The following is a 21,886-nucleotide window of genomic DNA, read 5'->3' on the forward strand; positions in this document are numbered from 1 at the left end:
ACAAAGCCGGCCCAGAGGTGACGTCAAACACAAATCAGGAAGGGCGGAAACGATGGCGCGTGCGCTGCCGCATGAGCGGATTCAATATGTGGTCGAGGGCGGCTTCAAGCTGTCGGGCGAGATCGAGCCGAGCGGCAACAAGAATGCTGCGCTGCCGATCATCGCCGCATCGCTTCTGACCGATCAACGCGTCGAGCTCAGCAACGTGCCGCGCATTCGCGATGTCGAGGCGCTGGTGGAGCTGATCCAGTCGGTCGGCGCCAAGGTGCGCTGGCTCGGCCGCAACGAGCTCGAAATCGAGGCGCGCGAGCTTCGCCCCGCCAATCTCGATCCCGATCTCTGCGCCCGTATCCGTGCCTCCATCCTGCTGGCCGGACCGATGCTGGCGCGCTGTGGCGAAATCACCTTGCCGCCGCCCGGCGGCGACGTCATCGGCCGCCGGCGTGTCGATACGCATTTCCTGGCGCTGGAACAGCTCGGCACCAGGATCGAAGTCAACAGCGTCTACAGCTTCCGCACCGAAGGGCTGCGTGGCGCCGATGTCTTCCTCGACGAACCCTCCGTGACGGCAACGGAAAACGCGCTTTGCGCTGCTGTTTTCGCTGAGGGAACGACGATCCTGCGCAACTGCGCCTCCGAACCGCATGTCCAGGATCTTGCACGGTTCCTGATTGCCATGGGCGCACGAATCCAGGGCGTCGGCACCAATATGATGACCATCCATGGTGGCCAGCGGCTCGGCGGTGCGTCGCATCGCATCGGCCCCGACCATAACGAGGTTGGTTCGCTGATCGGCCTTGCCGCCGTTACCGGTTCGGAAATCACCATTCGCCGCGCCGGCGTCGAGCATCTGCGCTCCACCCTCATGACCTTCGAGCGTTTGGGCATACGCTGCCAGATCGACGGCGATGATCTCATCATCCGCTCCGGTCAGGAGATGAAGATCCAGCCCGATTTCGGCGGCCATATTCCGAAGATCGAGGATCAGCCATGGCCGGCTTTTCCGGCTGACACCATGTCGATCGCCATCGTCACCGCCTCGCAATGCGATGGCGTCGTGCTGATGTTCGAGAAAATGTTCGAAAGCCGCATGTTCTTCGTCGACAAGCTGATCGCCATGGGCGCCCGCATCGTGCTGTGCGACCCGCATCGCGCCATCGTCGCCGGCCCCTCCAAGCTACGGGCCGCCCAGCTTGAAAGCCCTGACATTCGCGCCGGCATGGCAATGCTGATCGCGGCGATGTGCGCCGAGGGCACGAGCGTCATCAACAATGCCCAGCAGATCGAGCGCGGTTACGAGCGCATCGAGGAACGGCTGAATGCCATGGGCGCCCGCATCACCCGCATTCCGCCGCGCGAGGCGTAAGAACCCGATTCAACGGATGAAGATGCGCTAGGCGATCGCCTTGCGCATCTCGATCGATGTCGTGCGATCGAAGCCGGCATGGCGATTTTCCGTCGTCTTCCGGAAACCCCAGGCGGTGAAGGTGGCGTGATTGTCGATCAGCTCGATCCGCGTCTCCAGCCGCAGGTCCTTGAGGCCGAGATCTCGCGCCGTCGCCTCGGCTAGGGCGAGCAGGCGCTTGCCGATACCCTTGCCCTGCGCCGCCGGCAGCACGGCAAGCTTGCCGACATAGAGGCTCTCCGCCTCCGGCCGGCAGAAAATGCAGCCGACCAACTGCTCGCCATCCAGTGCCGCATAAGCAATCTCGTTGAGAGCCTTCGCCTTCAGGTTTGCAGGCGTCAGCGCAAGCGCGGAGGAGGGTGGATCGATGCGTCCATTCATGTATGCGAAGGATGTGAGAATAAGGTCGAGCAATTCGTCCCAGGGGTCGAAGCCGTCATCCAGGCGACGAATCGTGATGTCGCTCATTCGGCCGCGACCCGAGGGCGCTTGCGGCGATAGCGCACGGTTTCGAAGCGGGTGGAAAGCCCGTCATAGAGGAGCAGGCGGCCGATCAGCGGCTCACCGATGCCGGTGATGAGCTTGATCGCCTCCATCGCCATCAACGTGCCGATGACGCCTGTCAGCGCGCCGATGATCCCGGCTTCCGCGCAGCTGGGGATGAGACCTTCCGGTGGTGGTGCAGGAAAGAGATCGCGATAGCGTGGATTGGGATTGCCGTCCGTGTCACTCTCGTAAGGCTTCAACGTCGTCACGGAGCCATCGAATCTCCCAACCGCGCCGGTCACGAGTGGCAGATGGCCCGCTTCGGCCGCATCGGCAGCCGCATAGCGCGTGTCGAAATTGTCGGAGCCATCGATGACAAGATCGAAGCCGGCGAGGTGTTGCACGGCAGTATCTGGGCTGAAGCGCTCCTCGAAACGGATGACCCGCACATGCGGGTTCAGCCGCGCGATGGCATCGGCCGCGCTCTGCGTCTTCATCTCGCCGATCGTGCCGGTATCGTGAATGACCTGCCGCTGCAGGTTGGACAGCGAAACGCGGTCGTCATCGGCAATGCCGAGCGTGCCGACACCGGCGGCAGCGAGATATTGCAGCACCGGCGCACCAAGACCGCCGGCGCCGATGACAAGGACGCGGGCAGCTTTCAACTTCTGCTGGCCGGCGCCGCCGACCTCCGGCAGGAGGATATGGCGGTGATAGCGGCTGATTTCATCTGAGCTCAAAGGATCCATGCGCGAGAGTCTATCACAATGGCTAGGGAGGAGGCGCTAGGTTTTCGTAATGCCGCCATGCGCCACGGTAAAGAATTGCGCGCGCTCGCCAAGCGCCGAAAACATGGATTTGTCCGTGCCGGTCATGAAGGCTTGGCCGCCGAGCCTGTCGATAAGGTCGAAGAGGGCTGCGCGACGCCCCTCGTCGAGATGGGCGGCGATCTCGTCGAGCAGCAGGATCGGCGCATAGCCCGTCAGGTTGCCGACTAGGCGCGCATGGGCAAGGATGAGGCCGACGAGAAGCGCCTTCTGCTCGCCCGTCGAGCAGCGCTCCGCTTCCATGTCCTTTTCGCGGTGCCGCACCAGAAGATCGGCCCGATGCGGCCCGTCCAGCGTGCGGCCGGCGGCGGCGTCACGGTAACGACCTTCACGCAGCATATCGGCATAGGCATCTTCCAGATCGACGGCCGGCCGGTCGAACTGCCCATCGAGGAAACCGGAAAGCTCAAGGGCTGCCGAGGGGAACGGCGTCGCCTCGCGCGTTTCGGCGATCAGCCGCGAGAGAAGGCCGAGCATTTCCTGCCGCGCGATCGCCATGGCGATGCCGAGGCTTGCCATCTGCTCCTCAATGCCGGCAAGCCAGGAGGGATCGAACCGGCTTTCGGACAGAAGTTTGTTGCGGCTGCGCATGGCGCGCTCGAAATCGCTGGCGCGGCGGCCATGGGCCGGATCGAGCGACAGCACGAGACGGTCGAGAAAGCGGCGGCGCTCCGAGGAGCCGCCTGTGAACAGGCCATCCATCGCCGGCGTCAACCAGAGAACGCGCAGATGGTCGGTCAGCTCATCGACTGTCTTGGCCGGCGTGCCGTTGATTCGGAGCCTACGGGCGGCAGATTCATCGGCGGTGTCGATGCCGGTGCCGATTTCGACCGTGCCCTCCATGCCTTCAAGTTCGGCGAAGATCGAAAATCCGCCTGGCGCATTGACGCGTGGGACGTCGGCATAGGCGGCGCGACGCAAGCCGCGGCCTGGCGACAGCAGCGAGACCGCTTCCATGAGGTTGGTCTTGCCCGCGCCATTGTCGCCGGTCAGCACCACATGCCGTTCGTCAATCGTCAGCGCCGCCGCCGCATAGTTGCGGAAGTCGGTCAGCTTCAGGCGCGAGATGAAAACCTTGTTCGGCATCGGTCCTTAGGATTCGTCGTCGATGGGGCGAGGGGTATGCCGAACATCGCCCAAGTGCAAGGATTTTACCGGTATTTCGAGAGGACAACGGAAGGAAGCGCTGTCGGGGCCACCCTCTTCCTTCGACGGGCTCAGGATGAGGGTGGAGCGAGCCGCGGGTCCGGGGAAGCTAAGACAAGGCGAGAGGAATAGCCCTCATGGTGGGGAGGCCCGCAGGGCCGTCTCGAACCACGAGCGTGGGTGATTCGCTCTCCAAACAAAAGTCCGGGCGAATCATCGCCAGGATCTATGCGAATCAATCTGATTCGCCATCTCGGGGTTTGAATTCCCGCAACGTTGGTATTGGCACATGGCGCTACCTATATCGCCATGCTCGGAGAGATTTTGGGGTAGGGGGCCATCCATTGGAATCTGTAAAAGCACTGCTCGCGCATACCAGCCGCGATTGGACGCGTGTGAAGACAGGCGAATCGGGCGATCTCGTCTATCGGCGTGAGGACGGCTTGGCCTATGCTAAAATCGCCTCTTCAGCCCGATCGGTGGATCTCGCCGGCGAACGCAACCGGCTACTTTGGTTGCAAGGCAGGGGCATTGCCACTCCTGAGGTGATCGACTGGCGTGAAGTCGAGGAGGGCGCGTGCCTCGTCACGACCGCTATCCCCGGCGTGCCGGCTGCGGATCTGGATCGAGATGCTTTGCTGAAGGCCTGGCCATCGATGGCGCGGCAACTCAAATCTCTTCACGACCTGTCTTCAGATCAATGCCCTTTCGATCGCAGCCTGTCGCTCATGTTCGCAAAAGCATCGGACGTGGTCTCGCGGGATGCGGTGAACCCGGATTTCCTGCCGCCGGAGGATCGGGGTAGATCGGCCCGCGAACTGCTTGATCGCGTTGAGCGCGATTTGCCTCTGCGCCTCGCTCAAGAAGTGGTCGATGGAGTTCTCTGCCATGGCGATGCCTGCATGCCGAACTTCATGGTCGATCCGCATAGCCTGCAATGTGCCGGTCTGATCGATCTCGGCCGTGTCGGCAAGGCGGATCGCTATGTCGATCTCTCGCTGATGATTGCCAATGCGGAGGAGAGTTGGGCGACATCAGAGCAGGGGCAAAGGGCATTTTCGATCCTGTTCGAGACCCTTGAGATCGAACAGCCGGATCGCGAGCGCCTTGCCTTCTATCTCAGGCTCGATCCGCTGACCTGGGGCTGATTCGCAAGGGGACGATTGATTCGTCTGCCCAAACAAAAAATCCGGCCGAATCATCGGCCGGATTCATGTGAAACACTTTTGATTCGCTGCTCAGTCGCTGAACGTGTCGAAGAAATCCTTCATGCGGGCGAAGAAGCCCGTCGATTCGGGATTGTTGTCCTTCGAAGAGATCTGCTCGAATTCCTGCAGCAATTCACGCTGGCGCTTGGTCAGCTTCTGCGGCGTCTCGATCTGAATCTGGATGTAGAGATCGCCGACCTGGCTGGAGCGCAGCACCGGCATGCCCTTGCCCTTCAGGCGGAACTGCTTGCCGACCTGCGTTCCCTCGGGAACGCTGACGCGTGACTTGGTGCCGTCGAGTGTTGCGACATCGAAGGTGCCGCCGAGTGCCGCCGTCGTCATCGAGATCGGCACGGCGCAGTAGAGATCGGCGCCATCCCGCTGGAAGAATTCATGCGGCTTGACGGACAGGAAGATGTAAAGGTCGCCTGAAGGACCACCGCGCAGGCCGGCTTCGCCTTCGCCTTGCAGGCGGATGCGCGTACCATCCTCGATGCCTGAGGGAATGTTGACGGAGAGCGAACGCTCCTCGGTCACGCGACCCTGGCCGTGACATTTCGTGCAGGGGTCGGGAATGATCTGGCCGCGGCCATGACAGGTCGGGCAGGTGCGTTCGACGGAGAAGAAGCCCTGGGCAGCGCGGACACGGCCGGAACCCTGGCAGGTGCCGCAGGTCTTCGGCTGCGTGCCGGGCTTGGCGCCCGAGCCGGAACAGACGTCGCAAGTGATCGAGGTCGGAACCCGGATCTGCGCGGTCTTGCCGCTGAAGGCTTCCTCCAGCGAGATTTCCATATTGTAGCGAAGATCGGCGCCGCGTTCGCGACCGCCGGAAGAGCGTCCGCGCGAGCGTCCGCCACCCATCATCTCGCCGAAAATATCCTCGAAAATGTCGGAGAAGCCGCCACCGCCGAAACCGGCGCCAAAGCCGCCACCGCCACCCATGCCGCCATGCTCGAAAGCGGCGTGGCCGTAGCGGTCATAGGCTGCGCGCTTCTGCGGATCCTTGAGCGTTTCGTAGGCCTCGTTGATTTCCTTGAACTTCCGCTCGGCGTTGCTGTCGTCCGGATTCTTGTCCGGATGATATTGCATTGCCAGCTTGCGAAAGGCGCTTTTCAGCTCTTTCTCGTCCGCCGTCTTGGAGACGCCCAACGTCTCGTAAAAATCCGCTTTTGCCATATTAAGGATTAGAACCCCGGAAATGGATTTCCGGCTGCCCGAAGGCAGCCGGATCTAAGTTTCCGCGAGAACCTTTCGGTTCGCGCTTATGCAGACCGCTTGCGGTCGTCTTCGTCCTTGATTTCCTCGTAGTCGGCATCGACAACATCGTCCTTGCCAGCTGCTGCCGAGGCATCACCCGAACCAGCTTCCGCCTGCTGCGATTCATAGATCGCCTGGCCGAGCTTCATGGAAACTTCCATGAGTGTCTGGGTCTTGGCCTTGATGTCTTCTGCATCCGGCTCGGAAGCTTCGGTTGCCGTCTTCAAGGCTGCGATCGCGTCGGAAATCGCGGTGCGATCGGCTTCCGTGACCTTGTCACCATAATCCTTCAGCGACTTCTCGCTGGAGTGGATCAGGCTTTCAGCCTGGTTCTTGGCTTCAACGCCTTCGCGACGCTTTTTGTCTTCGGCTGCGTGCGCTTCTGCATCCTTGACCATCTTTTCGATGTCGGCGTCGGAAAGACCGCCGGAAGCCTGGATGCGGATCTGCTGCTCCTTGCCGGTACCCTTGTCCTTGGCCGAAACCTGGACGATGCCGTTGGCGTCGATATCGAAGGTGACTTCGATCTGCGGAACGCCGCGCGGTGCCGGCGGCAGGCCGACGAGGTCGAACTGGCCGAGCAGCTTGTTGTCTGCAGCCATTTCGCGCTCGCCTTGCGAAACGCGGATGGTCACGGCCGACTGGTTGTCGTCGGCGGTCGAGAAGGTCTGCGACTTCTTCGTCGGGATCGTCGTGTTGCGTTCGATCAGGCGGGTGAAGACGCCGCCCAGCGTTTCGATGCCGAGAGACAGCGGCGTTACGTCGAGGAGCAGAACGTCCTTGACGTCGCCCTGCAGGACACCGGCCTGGATGGCGGCGCCGAGAGCGACGACTTCATCCGGGTTGACGCCCTTGTGCGGCTCCTTGCCGAACAGCTGCTTGACGACTTCCTGCACCTTCGGCATGCGGCTCATGCCGCCGACGAGAACGACTTCGTCGATTTCAGCGGCGGTGACACCGGCATCCTTGAGCGCTGCCTTGCACGGAGCGATGGTGCGCTGCACGAGATCGTCGACCAGGCTTTCCAGCTTGGCGCGGGTCAGCTTCAGCGTCAGGTGCTTCGGGCCGGTGGCGTCTGCCGTGATGAAGGGCAGGTTGATTTCGGTCTGCTGTGCGGACGAAAGTTCGATCTTGGCCTTTTCGGCAGCTTCCTTCAGGCGCTGCAGGGCAAGCTTGTCGCCCTTGAGGTCGATGCCGTTGTCCTTCTTGAACTCGGCAACGAGATATTCGACGAGGCGCATGTCGAAGTCTTCACCGCCAAGGAAGGTGTCGCCGTTGGTCGACTTCACTTCGAAGACGCCGTCGCCGATTTCCAGGATGGAGATATCGAAGGTGCCGCCACCAAGGTCGTAAACGGCGATGGTCTTGCCGTCCTTCTTGTCGAGGCCGTAAGCAAGGGCTGCTGCCGTCGGCTCGTTGATGATGCGCAGAACTTCAAGGCCGGCGATCTTGCCGGCATCCTTGGTTGCCTGGCGCTGCGCGTCGTTGAAGTAGGCGGGAACGGTGATGACGGCCTTTTCGACCTTTTCGCCGAGATAGGATTCGGCGGTTTCCTTCATCTTCTGAAGGATCATTGCGGAAACTTGTGCGGGCGAATAGCCCTTGCCCTGCGCCTCGACCCAGGCATCGCCATTATCGCCCTTGACGATCGTGAAAGGAACAAGGTGCTTGTCCTTCTCGACGGTCGGATCTTCGTAGCGGCGGCCGATCAGGCGCTTGACAGCGAAGAGGGTATTGGTGGGGTTGGTGACTGCCTGACGCTTGGCCGGCTGGCCGACGAGACGTTCACCATCGTCGGTGAAGGCTACCATGGAGGGGGTGGTCCGGGCGCCTTCGGCATTCTCGATCACTTTCGCGTCCTTGCCGTCCATGACGGCGACGCAGGAATTTGTCGTTCCAAGGTCGATACCAATTACTTTTGCCATGTCATTCTCTCCTTGAAGCAAGCTGTCGGAACCCCTGTCAGGCATTCCATTGACAGCCCCTTACGGGATGGTCTTGAGGATTGCGCAGCCATGACTGCGGTGATGCCGCGTATATAAGTAGCGGTTTTACTGACTGCAAGGCAGGAAATGGCCTGAAATCCAGCAAAACAAATGGTTTGTCGCCCAAATTCCACATGGTCCCATATGCGCCGGGGACCAGCGGATTTGACGCGACCGCGTATCAGAGCAGCCTTGCCGCGGCCATGCAAGCGGCAAGGTGAAAAATTGCGATTTTATCGGCCAAGGATTACGTCGAGCAGCGAGGAACGGTGCGGCCGTGCGGTGGCGACCGGAGCGCCGCTATCGCCGACATCGGCAGGCGGTATATCGCTGTCATAGGGGTTGGAGCTGTAGGGATTGGTGTCATCGGCAAGGTTTGCCGGCGGCAGATCCTGTGGATCTTCGTTGACGGAGGCCTGATTGACGATCTGCGGTTGGATCGGCTGCTGCGACGGCCGCTGCTGCAAGGTCGGCTGCTGCACCGGTTGTCCGCCATCGGCGACACCTGAGATGATGTTGCCGATCGTCGTCGGCTGGTCGCCGTTCGGCGCCGTCTGTGCCATCGGCAGGCCGTTGTCGATGATCTGACCGCCGCCGAAGATCGGCGTTGGCGTGATGCCCTTGTGGGCGGCGACCATGAATTCCTTCCAGGCTTTCGCCGGCAGCCCGCCGCCGGTCACCTTGCGCATCGACTTGCCGTCGTCATTGCCGAACCAGACGCCCGTCGTCAGATGGCTGGTGAAGCCGACGAACAACGCATCGCGGAAGGATTGCGTCGTGCCCGACTTGCCGGCTGCCTGCCAGCCGGGAATGCGCGCCGTCTTGCCGGTGCCGTTGGCGATGACGCCGGCCATCATGGCGTTCATGTTGGTGACGATATCCGGGTTCAGCACGCGCTCGGGATTGTCGGTATTGGCCTGGTAGAGCACCTTGCCGGAAGCGGTCGTCACCTTGGTGATGACATGCGGCGCCACCTTGAAGCCGCCGTTCATGAAGGTGGCATAGGCGGAGGTGAGCTCCAGCAGCGATACTTCGGAGGTGCCGAGCGCAATCGAGGCATTGGCCTGCAGGTCCGATTCGATGCCGAGCCTGTGTGCCACCTTGATGACCTGATCCGGGCCAACTTCCGCAACGAGTTGAGCGGCAACCGTGTTCAGCGATTTCGCCACCGCGGTCGCGAGCGTCACGGGGCCGCTATAGCGCTGCTCGTAATTTTCCGGCGCCCAGTTGCCGATCTTGACCGGCATGTCGTTGCGGATCGAGTTGGGCGTCAGGCCGGCTTCCAGCGCTGCGGTATAGACGAAGGGCTTGAAGGCGGAGCCCGGCTGACGCTTGGCCGTCACGGCGCGATTGAACTGGCTCTGCGCATAGTCGCGGCCGCCGACAAGCGCGCGGATGGCGCCCGTCGCGTCGACGGAAACGAGCGAGGCCTGCGAGGCATTCAGCTTCTTGCCGTCCTTTTCTAGGACGTCGCTCAGCGCCTTCTCGGCCTTTTCCTCCAAGGACATGTCGAGCGTAGTATCGACGATCAGGTCTTCCTTGACGTCGCCGCCAATCAGCTTCGGCAGCTGGTCCATGACCATGTCGGCAACGTAGTTCTCCGCGCCGCTCCAATAGCTCTTCGATCGGGTCGGCGGTTGCGACATCGCGGTCTTGATGTCGGATTCGCTGATGAAGCCCTGGTCGTGCATAGCCTGCAGCACCAGCTGGGCGCGCGCCTCTGCGGCGGCGGGATCACGGGCCGGCGACAGTCGCGATGGCGCCTTGACGAGACCGGCAAGCATGGCGGCCTCGCCGAGATTGACGTCCTTGGCGGATTTATTGAAGTAGCGCCGCGAGGCGGCCTCGACGCCATAGGCGTTGGAGCCGAAATAGACGCGGTTCAGGTACATCGTCAGGATCTGGTCCTTGGTGTACTTGTGCTCGAGCCACAGCGCCAGCAGCACTTCCTGCACCTTGCGTTCCAGCGTGCGGTCCGGCGACAGGAAGAGGTTCTTGGCGAGCTGCTGCGTCAACGTCGAGCCGCCCTGGACGGCATGGCCCGTCACGACGTTTGTCACCATGGCGCGCGCAAGGCCGATCGGATCGAAGCCGAAATGCGAATAGAAGCGCCGATCCTCGATGGCGATGATGGCTTCCGGGATATAGGGCGACATGTCGCTGAGCGCCACTGCCTCACCGCCCGTCGTGCCGCGATTGGCGATCAGGCTGCCGTCGAGATCGTTGATCTTGACGTTCGGCGGCCGCTCTGGGATCGACCAGGTGCTGGCGCTCGGCATGCGCGAGCCGTAATAGGCGACGAGACCCGCAAGGCCAATGCCGGCCCAGAGGCAAAGCACCGGGCCCCAATAGATCGTCGATCGGATGAAGCCGAAGAAACCGCGCCGCGGACGCGCACGTCGTGCGGGCTTGCGGCGGCTACGGGTGCGACGAGGCTTTGCGACCACGGGTTCATCCTCGTCGTCTTCATCCTCTTCTTCGTCGGGCTCCGGCTCCTCGTAGTATGTCTTGGAAGAAGATGAATATGCCTTGGCCGAACGCCTGTTGCCGACGATGCGTTCGCCGGCATCGAATCCGTCATCGCTGCGTTCTCGGCCGCTGGAAAAGGATGGTTCTATCCTCTGGCGTGATTTCTTCTTATCTGCCATTGCCGGCCGGTCGTACCTCGGTGCCCTCGTGTTCCATGTCTTCTATCAGGCTGTTTAGGGGAGCGGTAGAAATCTTTGAGCCTGCTCGGTCGCCGGGGCGGTGCATGGCCCGAAAACCGCCATTGGCTTTCAAGGTGGCGCAACCCGCTATTCGTCCACGAACCCCTCGTGAAGACATCAAGTCCCGCCTGAACTGTAAATGCGGCGATTTAAGGAGGGATTAAGAACATTTCGGTCCGTATGCCGGTCAGTTCGTTCCTGCGGCGACAGGCGTGCATAGGGAACTTTTCGCTACTCTGAGCATTATCCCCTCATAAAAAACGAAGAGGGCGAACACATGAGTTCATTGCTGAAGATAGAGGAAGTTGACGAGAGCAAGTTACGCGAGGTCTGGAGCGTCGAGGATTTCGCCCGGCGCCACCGGATTTGCAAGGACGAGGAAGCCCGGCTGAAAAAGCTGTTTGGCGACTTCGCAACCAAGCAGGAGTTGCTCTCCAACGCGCAGCGGCCGCCACAGTTTCGTTGAAGGAAATTGGCGGGCCGGGTGCGACGTTCACCGTGGGCTGCTGGGACCTCAGGGTTCACAGCGGAGGAGGCTACGCCGATGTGGAAACGTTTCGAATTATGGCTGGTCGACCAGATTGACCGGATGTTCGACCTCGAACGGCTTGCGCGCCGTGCCGGTTTCTCCCCGGATGAGGCGAGGCGGATCGCCCGTGAAAAGTAGGTTGCCCATGCGGCTTAGGCTATCCGCAGCCATGTCCGTCCTCCGAAAATCTCAAGACAGTGCCTCGCTCGCCCCCATGCGTAGCGAGGCTGCGATGCCGGATGCGTCGATACTTCGCGCAGCGCACGCAATCTTCCATATTTTCGAATGGTCTGATCAAGGTTATAGTGCTGTCATGTGGCCGTCTTGTAGGGCGGTTCCAAGCAATTGGTAGCGCGTGAGGAGGAGTGTTCATGCGACACATCAAATGGAGCAATCCAATCGAGATCGGTTTTGCTCAGGATACGTTCCAGGTTGTCACAGGCCCGTCCGAGGCCCTCAATTGCATGGCCAATCTGTGGCCCGACCGGCGCGGTCCGCTCTATGTGGCGGCAAGAAGCCTTTGCCGGGCTGCCATTGACGGCCGCAAGTCCGCCGAAGAGGCACGGGAAATGTTCATCTCGGCGACGCGGGAAGCGCATCTCAAGATGCACTGAAGCGCCTCGGCACCATTCGGGCCGACTAACCGTCCAAGTCTTGCGAACCGGCGAAAGCGCGGGTGGAATTGAGAGTTTTGGACGTGCGTAGTGCCATGAAGGCGCCTCGGTGATGTAGCTCCCGCTCAAGGCGGTGAGCGCATTCCTCTTGGAGGCGGTGCATCTCATAGAAAGGCCGGCGACTTCGAAAGTCGCCGGCCTTTTTGGCTTTCCGCACAGAACTGTGCGTCGCTCTTGCGACGACGACATGCACAACATCAGAGACCTAAGGCGCGAAAAGCGAATCTGAAAGATCGTGACGCGCTTTAGAGCAATTCCAGGAAAACTGCGCAGCGGCTTTCCGTCCGGAATCGCGTGAAAACAAAGAGATAGAGCGGTTCAGAGATTCCGTGAAAAACTGAACCGCTCTAGGAGTGTTGCACGGCCGTCAGCGGTTCGAGCCTCTCACGGACATCCGGCAATTCGGCTCCGACGCTGGGCATGGATCGCGGTGATCGGGGCTGTAGGGTCCCGGTTGGCCGGCGTTCGGCCGCGGATTGTTCTGCGGCTGCGGTTGAGCCTGCTGTGGTTCTGGGCGCGGGCGATTGTCCGGACGATTATTGTCCGGGCGGTTGTTGTCGCGCTGCCGGTCTGGCCGGTTACCCCAGTCCTGGTTGTTGTCCGGGCGCTGTCTGCCCCAGTCGCGATTGTCGTCTCGCTGCCTGTCCCAGTTGCGGTCCGGTCTGTTGTTCCAGTCCGAACCCCGATCCCAATCGCGGTTGCGATCGGGACGACGGTCCCAATTGCGATCCGGCCCGTTATCCCAACCCGGAGGATTGCGGTCCCAGCCGCTGTCGGGGCGGCGGTCGACCCAGCCCGGGCCGCGACGCCAGCGGTCGCGGTCACGATAGAAGTCGCGACCACGATAATAGCGACCCCAGTAGTCGTCGAAGTTGAAGACTACGGTGGGGATGCCGAGCGGACGATAATATTGCGGGCCGACATAGATGCGGCGTGACTGGTAGGTCGCCTGGATATAACGGCCGGCTACCCAGCCGCGGCCGCCATAGAAGGAGACATCGCACCACGGCGTCTCATTGAGGCAGCCGTTAATCTGGAGCGGCACGCCGACGGGGATCATCGTCACGGCCGGATAGGCGGTGCTCGGACCGGACCGCATGTTGACGTTTGCAGTGGCAAAGCCTTCTGCCGCTTCCGCGATGGCTGGCAGCGCCACGAGCGCTGCCAGAATGCCCGCCGCAAGAACCTTGAACCTCATAGATTATTCTCCCTTTGCGCACCCACGCTGCGAAATCGCTGCCTGGTGCCTGTTCCGCTGTCGTGCGCCTACCCCGGCGCTCTTCGGTAAGACGTTCCAATTTCGGCAAGATAAAGGCCCGGCGCTGCACGGAATCTGATAGGATTCCATGGTGCCTCTTCAATCTTTGCATGTGTTGTAGACGTAATTGCATGAATGCAGCTTGAACGGCCTCAATTCGAAACTGAAAGGCCGCGAGACTTTTGACAAGGCTTGCCTACCTTCATCGACGTTACCGATGTGGCATTACCGGCTGTTTCAAAAGCTTTTTGGAAGAAACTAAAAAAGCGGCCTTGAAATTGCCACCTTGGACGCCGATATACGGTCCAGTCATGCAGCCGATGGGCGCTGGCGCGCTGGAAAGCGAGCCGTTTGGTCCGTCGATATCATGGAAGAAGCGTTAACTCTTCGTTGACCTTTCATGATCAATCTAGCTGCAGTTCCGCCCTTGCCTTTGACCACGGATGTACTGGCACTGATGCGAAGGCGGATGGCGAAAGGCCGGATCATTCCGGCCTTTTTGTTTTTTGGCGATGGCGTGCTCTTGGCGAAAGCGGAGCGCGCCATTTTCATTTTCTCAATTGCTCAAGTGGCAAAAGAAAAACCGCCGCAGGTGCCTGCGGCGGCTTTTCAATGTAAGCGATGCGCCTGCCAAACAAGCGATATCGTTAGTTCGCCTTCTTGGCCGAAACCTTGACGACCTTGGCCGGAGCCTGCGCCACGGTTGCCTTGCCGGCCGGCACATAACCTGCGCCGATGTTGACGTTCAGCCCGATATAGTCGAGAGCGCTCTGCTGAACGGCCTGCGCCAGGCTCTGCTGGGCAGCGGTCACGTTGCGTTGTGCGTCGAGAACGTCGAGCAGCGAGGATGCGCCATCCTTATAGCTCGCGGTCGAGAGCTGCAGGGCTTCCTGATAGGACTTGACCTGAGCCTGCAGCGCGGCGACCGTCTGTGCGTCGCGGGCGACGGCGGACAGATAGTTTTCGACGTCTTCGATAGCTGAACGTACCGTAGACTGCCAGGCGAGATAGTTCTCGCGGCTCGTCGATTCCGCGCTCTTGACACCAGCGCGCAGGGCGCCGCCGTCGAAGATCGGCAGGTTCAGCGACGGGCCGAAGGACCAGGTGGTCAGGCCGCCACTTGCCGCAGAGGTATGGATATAGGTCGGCGAAATCGAACCGCTGAGCGTGATCGACGGGAAGAGCTTGGCTTCCGCCACGCCGATCTGGGCCGTCGAGGCTGCAAGGGTCCGTTCTGCAACGCGAACGTCCGGACGGTTGCGGATGAGGTCGGCGGGAACACCGGTGCGAACGCTGCCGCGGAACACCGGCTGCCTGCCGCCGCCCTGCATCTGTGCGATAATCGTCGACGAAGGCACGTTGAGCAACGTCGCGATATGATGCACCTGCTGGCGATAGCTGATTTCATAACCAGGTACCAATGCCAGCGTCTGGTTGACGAGGCCTTCGGCCTGAACCACGTCGAGGCGCGATGCAGCACCGGCTTCGAGCTGGAACTTCGTCAGCGAGAGCGTGTCGCGCCGGGATTTCAGGTTTTCCTGAGCGATCGAAATGAGCGCCTGGTAGTAACGGGCGTTGACATAGCTGTTGGCGAGATCCGACAGGAAGGCCAGACGCTGGACGTCGACGGTGGAATAGGCGGCATCGAGCGAAGCGTTGGCGCTTTCCGTTGCGCGGCGATACTGACCCCAGAGGTCGAGCAGCCAGGAAGCCGAAGCGGTGCCTGTCGTGGTATTGCGCCGTCCACCCGAAGAAGAAACCGTCGAGCCGCCCTTCTGGCCGCTCGTCGTGTTATCGCCGGAGACGGTGAGGCTCGGGAGACCGCCTGCACCTGCCGTGACGACAGCAGCTTCCGCCTGGTTGATGCGTTCCAGCGACTGCTGGATGGTAAGGTTCTGGGCAAGTCCCTGTGCGGCGAAGGCGTTCAGCTTGGTGTCGCCGAAAGCGGTCCACCATTGCGAGCCGGCGACATCGCCGTTTGCCTTCGTACCGCCCTCCGAGAATTTGGCCGGGAGAGGCATTTCCGGTGGCTTATGGTCTGGGCCGCTGACGCAACCTGCCAAAACAAGCAGCAGGGCGGGGGCGGCAGTACGAATGGAAACCATCACATTGTCCCACAATTCAATTTACTGATCAGTGTTTTTGTCGGGATCAGAATGACCCCATATGCCGGCGCTCCAGTCTTACACGATACAAACAATGACCCGAAGCGGTCGGCGTCAATCTAGCAACGAGTTTAGCAATAGCACAGTGGCTTTTACGAATTCTCGGCTGCGAACATATGTGGGATCGGCCGAAATATCAGTGCGCCGTTAAAAAAAATCTAAAGTGTTGCAAAAAACATACCCTTTTGCGCACCACTCAAGGGTGTAGGGCGGCCAAAAAGATGGCGTGCGCCGCAACTACAGCGAGTTACGTCGAGGAATCGGTCCAGTTAAAAGTCCGTGCGGACTGTCCTTACGGGAAATAGCGGGCCAGGCTTGCGCGAACCCGGTCGAGCGGTGTCGCGCCGCGATCATCAGGCACGAAGGAGGCGCCGGTGATTGCCTCATAGGCGCGGATATAGACCTTGGACGTCTGTTCGATGAGGTCGCCCGGAATTTCTGGAATCTCATCCTTATAGGGGTCGCAGCGTTCGGTGACCCAGGCGCGGACGAAATCCTTGTCGAAGCTTTCCGGGCGCGCGCCCTTTTCGAAGCGCTCCTGATAGCTGTCGGCCAGCCAGTAGCGGCTGCTGTCGGGCGTATGGATCTCGTCGGCAAGGATGATGGTGCCGTTTTCGTCGGTGCCGAATTCATATTTGGTATCGACGAGGATCAGTCCACGCTTGCGGGCGATCTCCTGCCCGCGTGCGAACAGCGCCAGAGCATAGCCCGACAGCGTCTGCCATTGCGCCTGCGTCAGAAGTCCGCCCTCGACGATCTGCGTCGGCGTCAGCGGTTCGTCATGACCGCCGTCGAATTCCTTGCTCGTCGGGGTGATGATCGGCTCGGGCAGGATCTGGTTATCGCGCATACCGTCCGGCAAGGTAATTCCGTACATCTCCCGCTGACCCTTCTTGTAGAGAGTCAGGATCGAGGTGCCCGTCGTGCCGGCGAGATAGCCGCGGACGACGACTTCGACAGGCAGGATATCCAGCCGCTTGCCGACGACGACGTTCGGATCCGGATAGTCGATGACATGGTTCGGGCAGATGTCGCGCGTCTGTTCGAACCAGTAGCGTGCCGTCTGCGTCAACACCTGGCCCTTATAAGGAATGCAGGTGAGGATGCGGTCGAAGGCGCTCAATCGGTCGGTACTGATGATGATGCGGCTGCCATCGGGCAGGTCGTAGTTCTCGCGCACCTTGCCGCGATAGTAATTGGGCAGTTCCGGAAAATGGGCTTCGGAAAGAATTCGCAACGCGTCCACCAACAGGCTCGTGCATCCGCCCGGCGGATGCTTCTTGAGCGGACCCTTAACGCATTGCAGCCGGAATCGGAACGGTTTTCACATACAATAATATGTATTCCGGTTTACGCAGTTCCTCGGCTGCGTCATCCGGGTCGGCGCCAGCAGCCGTTTTCACCCCGTTCGAGGATCGGTGTCGAAAACACCCCGACGATCCTCTCGCTCCATCGCTTGCCGTTTTGATCGACACGATCCCGCCAGCGATCGGATTGCAGCATGGCCGCGCCGATCACGACAGGCTCGATATCGCAAGACGTCAAAAGCGAAAGTCCGGCAACGATCGAGGCGCCACTGGAAATCACGTCATCGATGAGCGCCACGCGTTTTCCTTCCAGCAGGGGCAGCATGCGCGGGTCTATATAAAGACGCTTCTCCTGGTTCGGCGTCGTGATGGAGGAAAGCGCGACTGACAGCTCGTCGCGATACCAGAACTTGCGCGATGTTCCGAGCGGCACATAGCGCGCATGGCCGTGCGCGCGGGCCACCGCTGCCGCCAACGTCAGGCCGAGGGTCGGCAAGCCGGCGACGACATCGATATCATAAGCTGCGATCTGTGTGGCCAGCGCCTCCGCCAGCGCGTCCTGCACGGCAAAGCTTGCCTGATTGACGATCAGCGATGCCAGCGCATGGTCGCCGTCGGTTAACACGCGGATCGGCAGGCGCAGTTGGCGCCCATCCGGCAGTTCGGCCACATGGAAATCCGCGCGTTCCTCTATAGGATCGAAAGTGTCAGGCGCATGCAGCTCCTGCCAGAAGTCATGGGGTTGCATGGCGGTCTGCCCTATCTGTTGATCTTCATTCCCGCGCGCCGGTTCAGCTCAAGGATTTCGGCTTCGCTCAAGGCGCGAACCGCCCCCTTGGGCAGATCTCCAAGCGCGATATCGCCGAAAGCGACGCGCACCAGTCGCAGGCATTCGATACCAAGCGCCTCCAGCATGCGTCGGATCTGACGGTTGCGACCCTCCTTGAGCTCTACCTCGATCCAGCTGTTGCGATCGCCGCTGCGCAGGAGGCGGGCGGAACTGGCGGTCAGCAGTTCGCCGTCGTCGATGATGCCGCGCTCCATGCGCGCGAGCTGCTCGTGATTCATGATCTGGTCGACCTGGACATGATAGGTCTTGCCGACATGGCTGACCGGATCGAGCAAGGCCTGCGCCAGCACCGTATCATTGGTAAAGAGCAGCAACCCCTCGCTCGCCTTGTCCAGCCGCCCGACGGGAGCAAGGTGGCGGGCATCGATCTCCTTCAGGCAGTCATAGACCGTCGGACGTCCCTCGGGGTCGTCGCGGGTGGTTACCAGCCCGCGCGGCTTGTTCAGCATGAAATAGAGTTTCTTCTCGGCAGCGATCTCCGTGCCGTCGACCGCGAATTTCGAATGCTCCAGATCGACCCAGGTGGCGGGATCGGACACTTTGCGGCCGTCGACGCTCACGCGGCCGGCCGCAATCAGCGCCTCGGCCTGGGTGCGGGAGCAATAGCCGAGCTTGGAAAGCGCGCGCGGCAAGGTCACGCGCTTGCCTTCGGGCTCCTGCCTGCCTTTCGCCGCCCTGCCGGATCTTTGCGGTGATTGCCGTTGGCTCACCCGTCTTGCCTCATGTGCCTGTTGTCGTGGCCCGGCATGGCAGCCGGTGGAGCACAATCCTTTCGCACGGCGACGAACCGGACGCAAATCGCTTTGTCGACGGGAAGGAGAGGCAAACAGGGCTCGCATTCGTGGTGCGAGCCCTGTCGCGGACCGGAGCGGGCGATGGGGTCGGGTAGACGGCAACGAGGTTGCCGCCATTCGCTCCGGAGGGATCGCGGTTGCAGGGAAACTGCACTGCTTCTTTTGCTGGGATTTTTCAAAAGAGGGGAAATTTGTTACAGTTTGTAACGCCGGCCGTTTCCCTGTTGCCAAAACCGCCTCTCGCCCCGCATGGAAGAGCCATGGTTTCCGCATCGCTGCTTCTGGTCGAGGACGACCGCGAGATTAGGGCGCTCCTGGAGGAGTTCCTGAACCGTGAGGGTTTCTCCGTGCAGGCGGCCGATAGCGCCGCTGCGATGGATCGCATTCTCTCCAAGGGTTTTCCGGATCTGATCATTCTCGATCTGATGTTGCCGGGCGAGGATGGCCTGTCGGCATGCCGCCGCATCCGCGCCCGCAGCAAGGTGCCGATCCTCATGCTGACGGCGAAAACGGAAGATATAGATCGCATCCTCGGCCTCGAAATGGGAGCCGATGATTATCTCGGCAAGCCTTTCAATCCACGCGAACTCCTGGCGCGCATCCGCGCCATCCTTCGCCGCTCCGGACCGGAACGGTCGGAAGATGTCAGTCCCCCGTCAAGGCGCAAGAGCTTCGCGGGGCTGACGGTCGATCTTGACGGCCGGGTGATTGAGATGGACGGAGAGCGCGTCGTGCACCTGACAACGGCCGAATTCGATCTGCTCGTCTGCTTTCTCGAAAGGCCGCGTCGCGTGCTCTCGCGTGAGCAATTGCTCGACTGGACGCGCGGCCGTGGCGCCGATCCTTTCGATCGCACCATCGATGTCACGGTCTCCCGCCTGCGCACCAAGCTCGGGCACTGCCTGCCGGATGGCGCCCATATCATCACCACAGTGCGCAATGCCGGCTATCTCCTCACAATGGACGTGAAGGATGTCTGAGCCATGCTGAAACTCGGTCTCGTCGCCCGCATCATCATGATCGTCGCCGTGGCATTGTTCATCATTCAGCTTGCGGCTTTCGTCGCCGCACAGTTGAGGCCGAATACCCCTTTCAATCCGGAGTTATCACCGGCCATGCAGGTCAAGACGGCGATCCGTCTTCTCGATGCCGTTCCCCCGGAAGTACAGCCGATCGCTGTTCGGGCGCTGAATGCCAATGGTCTGGCGATCCATCTGGCCGATCTGCCGGCTCCGGGCCGGAAAGAGGAGGCGTCCAATCTGACGCTAACCGACAAGCTGGCCCGCGAATTTGCGACAATCGCCTTGGGCAATCGCTATTTCAACATGCGCTCGCTCTCCGAAAAGCCACAGGGCTGGTTCTCCGTTGGTGCGCCGGACAGGATCATGGAAGTGTCGATCGGCGTTGCGGGCGGCAAGATCGCCGTCTTCAACCTGCCTGACACGCCGACGGTGCGATTGAACGGCGTTCCTGTCGGCCTCATTGCCGGCATCCTCGGCATGTTGGTCGCCGTCATCGCCATTGCCGCCGTGGCGCGGGAAACCCGGCCCCTGACGCGCCTGTCGCGAACGGTCAACTCGATCGGCAATGGCTTGCAGCCGGTTCGTATTCCCGAAAGAGGCGCTTGCGAGCTGCGCCTGCTGATCAAGGCGATCAACGCCATGCAATTGCGCATCGCTGCGCTCGTCAGCAACCGCACCCTTATTCTCGGGGCGATTTCGCACGATCTGAGAACCTATCTCACCCGTTTCCGCCTGCGCATGGAAATGATGCCGGAAACGCCGCATCGCGAGCGGGCGATCGCTGATGTCGAGGCCATGCAGCGGCTGGTGGAGGATGCGCTCGGCTTCGCCCGCAGCACGGTCGTCTCGGACGGCAAGACCATTGTCGATCTCGATGCAGCTGTTCGAAGTCACCTCGCCGAGCGGCAGGACGGGCAGGGTCTCGTCGCCTTCGCGCCGATCGGGCAGCCGATCGGCGTGACGATGACCGAGACCGCTCTGGTGCGGATACTCGACAATCTTATGGACAACGCGCTGCGCTACGGCGGTCAGGCCGATATCGTCGTCGAGCGGCGCGGTGATCATGGTGCCATCGTCGTTGGTGATCGCGGACCGGGCATTCCCGCGGAGCGACGCAAAGAGGTTCTTGAACCCTTCGTGCGGCTGGAGGAATCGCGCAATCGCGATCTCGGTGGCAGCGGCCTCGGCTTGGCGATCGTCCGCCAGATTCTCGATGCGCATGGTGGCGCACTCTGTCTGGAAGACCGTGAAGGCGGCGGCCTGAATGCCGTTGTCCTGCTGCCATTGGCGATAATGGAAAGAAGAGCGGCCTGAAAATAGACATGGCTAACCGCCTATCGCGCCCGGGCGCGATAGGCGCGTTGTGCAAGGCCGCCTGCTCAATGGCAGGTCAGGAATCTTTGCAGCTCCTGCCGGCTCAATACGATGCCAGCAGCTGCTTTCTGCGGATCAGGATGCGTATAGGTAAAACTTGGCAGGTCGGGCAGATCCAATGCCTGGCGCATGCTCATGATACCGAGCGCGCGGCGGCCATTGGCGCTGTCGAAGCTGACTTCGATGATGCTTTCCGGTCTTGTTGTATGCATTGTTTCCTCCCTTCCCTTTTTATCTGCCTCAAACCATAGCAGAAACCTTATGGAAAATCTTGGTTTTTCTGATGCTTGCGGCCAGTGGGTTTGGCCGCGAACCCAACAAGCCGCCCGGCAGCCTGGAAGGGATGTTCAGATGGATGAGCAGGACACATATGAAGGGGAAGCCGGTCGGATTCTGCTGCTCGAGCAAAATTTGACCATCCGGACAATATTTTTGCGGCCTTTTGAGGCAAAACTTCCCTCGGTTCTTGTTTGATCCACAAATTACCTTTATTTTTGAGGCGCTTAGAAAAATGTCAGAATTTTTACAGTTGGAGTGTTGACTATGTCGGGTTGGGGGGTCTATAAGCCCGATCACTGACGAGGGCGGCGGCGCTGCTGGCGACGAAGACCTTCGCTCTAGTGTTTCCTTGATTGGCTGCGATGCTGATTGGTGGTTCTGGGTTAGACCTGGGATTGAAGGAAGTTCTGTTTTTGACTGGTTTTTCTGGTCGGTTATTTGACAATTGAAGATGAGAAGAAAGAGAAACGTGGGCGGCGAAGCTTGCGGGACCTGAAGAGATTTGGGTCCTTGGAATAGACTTCGACGGTTACGTTTTGAACAAGAGAATACACCTCATTATGAGCGCAGTGATGCGCGGAATGATGGGTGTGAGTTCTCGTCGATTCAGAA

The 21,886-nt window shown here is 60.7% G+C and carries 21 protein-coding genes; 8 read left to right on the forward strand and 13 right to left on the reverse strand.

What is annotated here, in order from left to right; all coding sequences use genetic code 11:
- Nucleotides 1-52: 52 nt before the first annotated feature.
- Nucleotides 53-1,366 (forward strand): UDP-N-acetylglucosamine 1-carboxyvinyltransferase, encoded by a 1,314-nt coding sequence (gene murA, locus GA0061100_RS31475; protein ID WP_075856788.1) that lies wholly within the window; start codon nt 53-55, stop codon nt 1,364-1,366.
- Nucleotides 1,367-1,393: 27 nt separating this feature from the next.
- Here the strand turns inward: murA and GA0061100_RS31480 are convergent, their stop codons facing one another.
- From GA0061100_RS31480 to recF, 3 genes are read right to left on the reverse strand one after another with little or no spacing between them, the layout of a single operon-like run.
- Nucleotides 1,394-1,864, reverse strand: a complete 471-nt coding sequence (locus GA0061100_RS31480) for a GNAT family N-acetyltransferase (protein WP_208621605.1) — start codon at nt 1,862-1,864, stop codon at nt 1,394-1,396.
- Nucleotides 1,865-1,869: 5 nt separating this feature from the next.
- Nucleotides 1,870-2,640 carry a molybdopterin-synthase adenylyltransferase MoeB gene (locus tag GA0061100_RS31485; protein WP_075856790.1) on the reverse strand — a complete coding sequence of 257 codons (771 nt, stop codon included), beginning with the start codon at nt 2,638-2,640 and terminating at the stop codon, nt 1,870-1,872.
- A gap of 36 nt (nt 2,641-2,676) precedes the next feature.
- Nucleotides 2,677-3,804, reverse strand: a complete 1,128-nt coding sequence (recF, locus tag GA0061100_RS31490) for a DNA replication/repair protein RecF (protein ID WP_075856791.1) — start codon at nt 3,802-3,804, stop codon at nt 2,677-2,679.
- Between the two features lie 404 nt (nt 3,805-4,208).
- Between recF and GA0061100_RS31495 the strand changes: the two genes are divergently transcribed.
- Nucleotides 4,209-5,012 carry an APH(3'') family aminoglycoside O-phosphotransferase gene (locus GA0061100_RS31495; protein WP_075856792.1) on the forward strand — a complete coding sequence of 268 codons (804 nt, stop codon included), beginning with the start codon at nt 4,209-4,211 and terminating at the stop codon, nt 5,010-5,012.
- Nucleotides 5,013-5,102: 90 nt separating this feature from the next.
- On the opposite strand, the gene dnaJ is transcribed toward GA0061100_RS31495, so the two are convergent.
- From dnaJ to GA0061100_RS31510, 3 genes are all read right to left on the reverse strand, one after another.
- Entirely contained in the window at nt 5,103-6,248 is a 1,146-nt protein-coding gene (dnaJ, locus tag GA0061100_RS31500; RefSeq protein WP_075856793.1) for a molecular chaperone DnaJ, read from the reverse strand.
- A gap of 86 nt (nt 6,249-6,334) precedes the next feature.
- The gene (dnaK, locus tag GA0061100_RS31505; protein ID WP_075856794.1) at nt 6,335-8,254 is read right to left on the reverse strand and encodes a molecular chaperone DnaK; all 1,920 of its coding nucleotides are present in this window, start codon (nt 8,252-8,254) and stop codon (nt 6,335-6,337) included.
- A gap of 293 nt (nt 8,255-8,547) precedes the next feature.
- Nucleotides 8,548-10,962 (reverse strand): transglycosylase domain-containing protein, encoded by a 2,415-nt coding sequence (locus GA0061100_RS31510; protein WP_075856795.1) that lies wholly within the window; start codon nt 10,960-10,962, stop codon nt 8,548-8,550.
- 337 nt (nt 10,963-11,299) lie between these two features.
- Between GA0061100_RS31510 and GA0061100_RS31515 the strand changes: the two genes are divergently transcribed.
- A complete protein-coding gene (locus GA0061100_RS31515; RefSeq protein WP_075856796.1) occupies nt 11,300-11,488 on the forward strand; it encodes a hypothetical protein in 189 nt (62 codons plus the stop codon).
- Nucleotides 11,489-11,584: 96 nt separating this feature from the next.
- On the opposite strand, the gene GA0061100_RS34775 is transcribed toward GA0061100_RS31515, so the two are convergent.
- Complete coding sequence (locus tag GA0061100_RS34775; protein ID WP_159444824.1) at nt 11,585-11,722, reverse strand: hypothetical protein; 138 nt, start codon at nt 11,720-11,722, stop codon at nt 11,585-11,587.
- Nucleotides 11,723-11,922: 200 nt separating this feature from the next.
- On the opposite strand from GA0061100_RS34775, the gene GA0061100_RS31520 reads away from it, so the two are divergent.
- Nucleotides 11,923-12,165, forward strand: a complete 243-nt coding sequence (locus GA0061100_RS31520; RefSeq protein ID WP_075856797.1) for a DUF982 domain-containing protein — start codon at nt 11,923-11,925, stop codon at nt 12,163-12,165.
- A gap of 427 nt (nt 12,166-12,592) precedes the next feature.
- Here the strand turns inward: GA0061100_RS31520 and GA0061100_RS31525 are convergent, their stop codons facing one another.
- A complete protein-coding gene (locus tag GA0061100_RS31525) occupies nt 12,593-13,423 on the reverse strand; it encodes an SH3 domain-containing protein (RefSeq protein WP_075856798.1) in 831 nt (276 codons plus the stop codon).
- Nucleotides 13,424-13,883: 460 nt separating this feature from the next.
- On the opposite strand from GA0061100_RS31525, the gene GA0061100_RS34545 reads away from it, so the two are divergent.
- Complete coding sequence (locus GA0061100_RS34545) at nt 13,884-14,159, forward strand: hypothetical protein (protein WP_143525588.1); 276 nt, start codon at nt 13,884-13,886, stop codon at nt 14,157-14,159.
- Here GA0061100_RS34545 and GA0061100_RS31530 read toward each other — a convergent pair.
- The 4 genes from GA0061100_RS31530 to GA0061100_RS31545 form a co-directional block, all read right to left on the reverse strand.
- Complete coding sequence (locus tag GA0061100_RS31530; protein WP_075856799.1) at nt 14,131-15,588, reverse strand: efflux transporter outer membrane subunit; 1,458 nt, start codon at nt 15,586-15,588, stop codon at nt 14,131-14,133. The two genes, GA0061100_RS34545 and GA0061100_RS31530, sit on opposite strands and share 29 nt — an antisense overlap.
- A 352-nt stretch (nt 15,589-15,940) precedes the next feature.
- A complete protein-coding gene (locus tag GA0061100_RS31535; protein ID WP_075856811.1) occupies nt 15,941-16,885 on the reverse strand; it encodes a phosphoribosylaminoimidazolesuccinocarboxamide synthase in 945 nt (314 codons plus the stop codon).
- 134 nt (nt 16,886-17,019) lie between these two features.
- Nucleotides 17,020-17,703, reverse strand: a complete 684-nt coding sequence (locus GA0061100_RS31540) for a phosphoribosyltransferase (protein WP_075856800.1) — start codon at nt 17,701-17,703, stop codon at nt 17,020-17,022.
- 11 nt (nt 17,704-17,714) lie between these two features.
- On the reverse strand, nt 17,715-18,515 hold the full coding sequence (locus GA0061100_RS31545; RefSeq protein WP_075856801.1) for a pseudouridine synthase: 801 nt from the start codon (nt 18,513-18,515) through the stop codon (nt 17,715-17,717).
- A gap of 344 nt (nt 18,516-18,859) precedes the next feature.
- On the opposite strand from GA0061100_RS31545, the gene GA0061100_RS31550 reads away from it, so the two are divergent.
- Both GA0061100_RS31550 and GA0061100_RS31555 read left to right on the forward strand, forming a co-directional pair.
- The gene (locus GA0061100_RS31550; protein WP_075856802.1) at nt 18,860-19,579 is read left to right on the forward strand and encodes a response regulator; all 720 of its coding nucleotides are present in this window, start codon (nt 18,860-18,862) and stop codon (nt 19,577-19,579) included.
- 3 nt (nt 19,580-19,582) lie between these two features.
- The gene (locus GA0061100_RS31555) at nt 19,583-20,935 is read left to right on the forward strand and encodes an ATP-binding protein (RefSeq protein WP_075856803.1); all 1,353 of its coding nucleotides are present in this window, start codon (nt 19,583-19,585) and stop codon (nt 20,933-20,935) included.
- A 65-nt stretch (nt 20,936-21,000) separates the two neighbouring features.
- Here GA0061100_RS31555 and GA0061100_RS31560 read toward each other — a convergent pair whose 3' ends face one another.
- The gene (locus GA0061100_RS31560; RefSeq protein WP_075856804.1) at nt 21,001-21,207 is read right to left on the reverse strand and encodes a hypothetical protein; all 207 of its coding nucleotides are present in this window, start codon (nt 21,205-21,207) and stop codon (nt 21,001-21,003) included.
- Nucleotides 21,208-21,256: 49 nt separating this feature from the next.
- Between GA0061100_RS31560 and GA0061100_RS31565 the strand changes: the two genes are divergently transcribed.
- Entirely contained in the window at nt 21,257-21,469 is a 213-nt protein-coding gene (locus GA0061100_RS31565; RefSeq protein WP_075856805.1) for a hypothetical protein, read from the forward strand.
- Nucleotides 21,470-21,886 lie beyond the last annotated feature (417 nt).

Source organism: Martinezella hainanensis (assembly GCF_900094555.1).
Classification (GTDB): Bacteria; Pseudomonadota; Alphaproteobacteria; order Rhizobiales; family Rhizobiaceae; genus Rhizobium; species Rhizobium hainanense.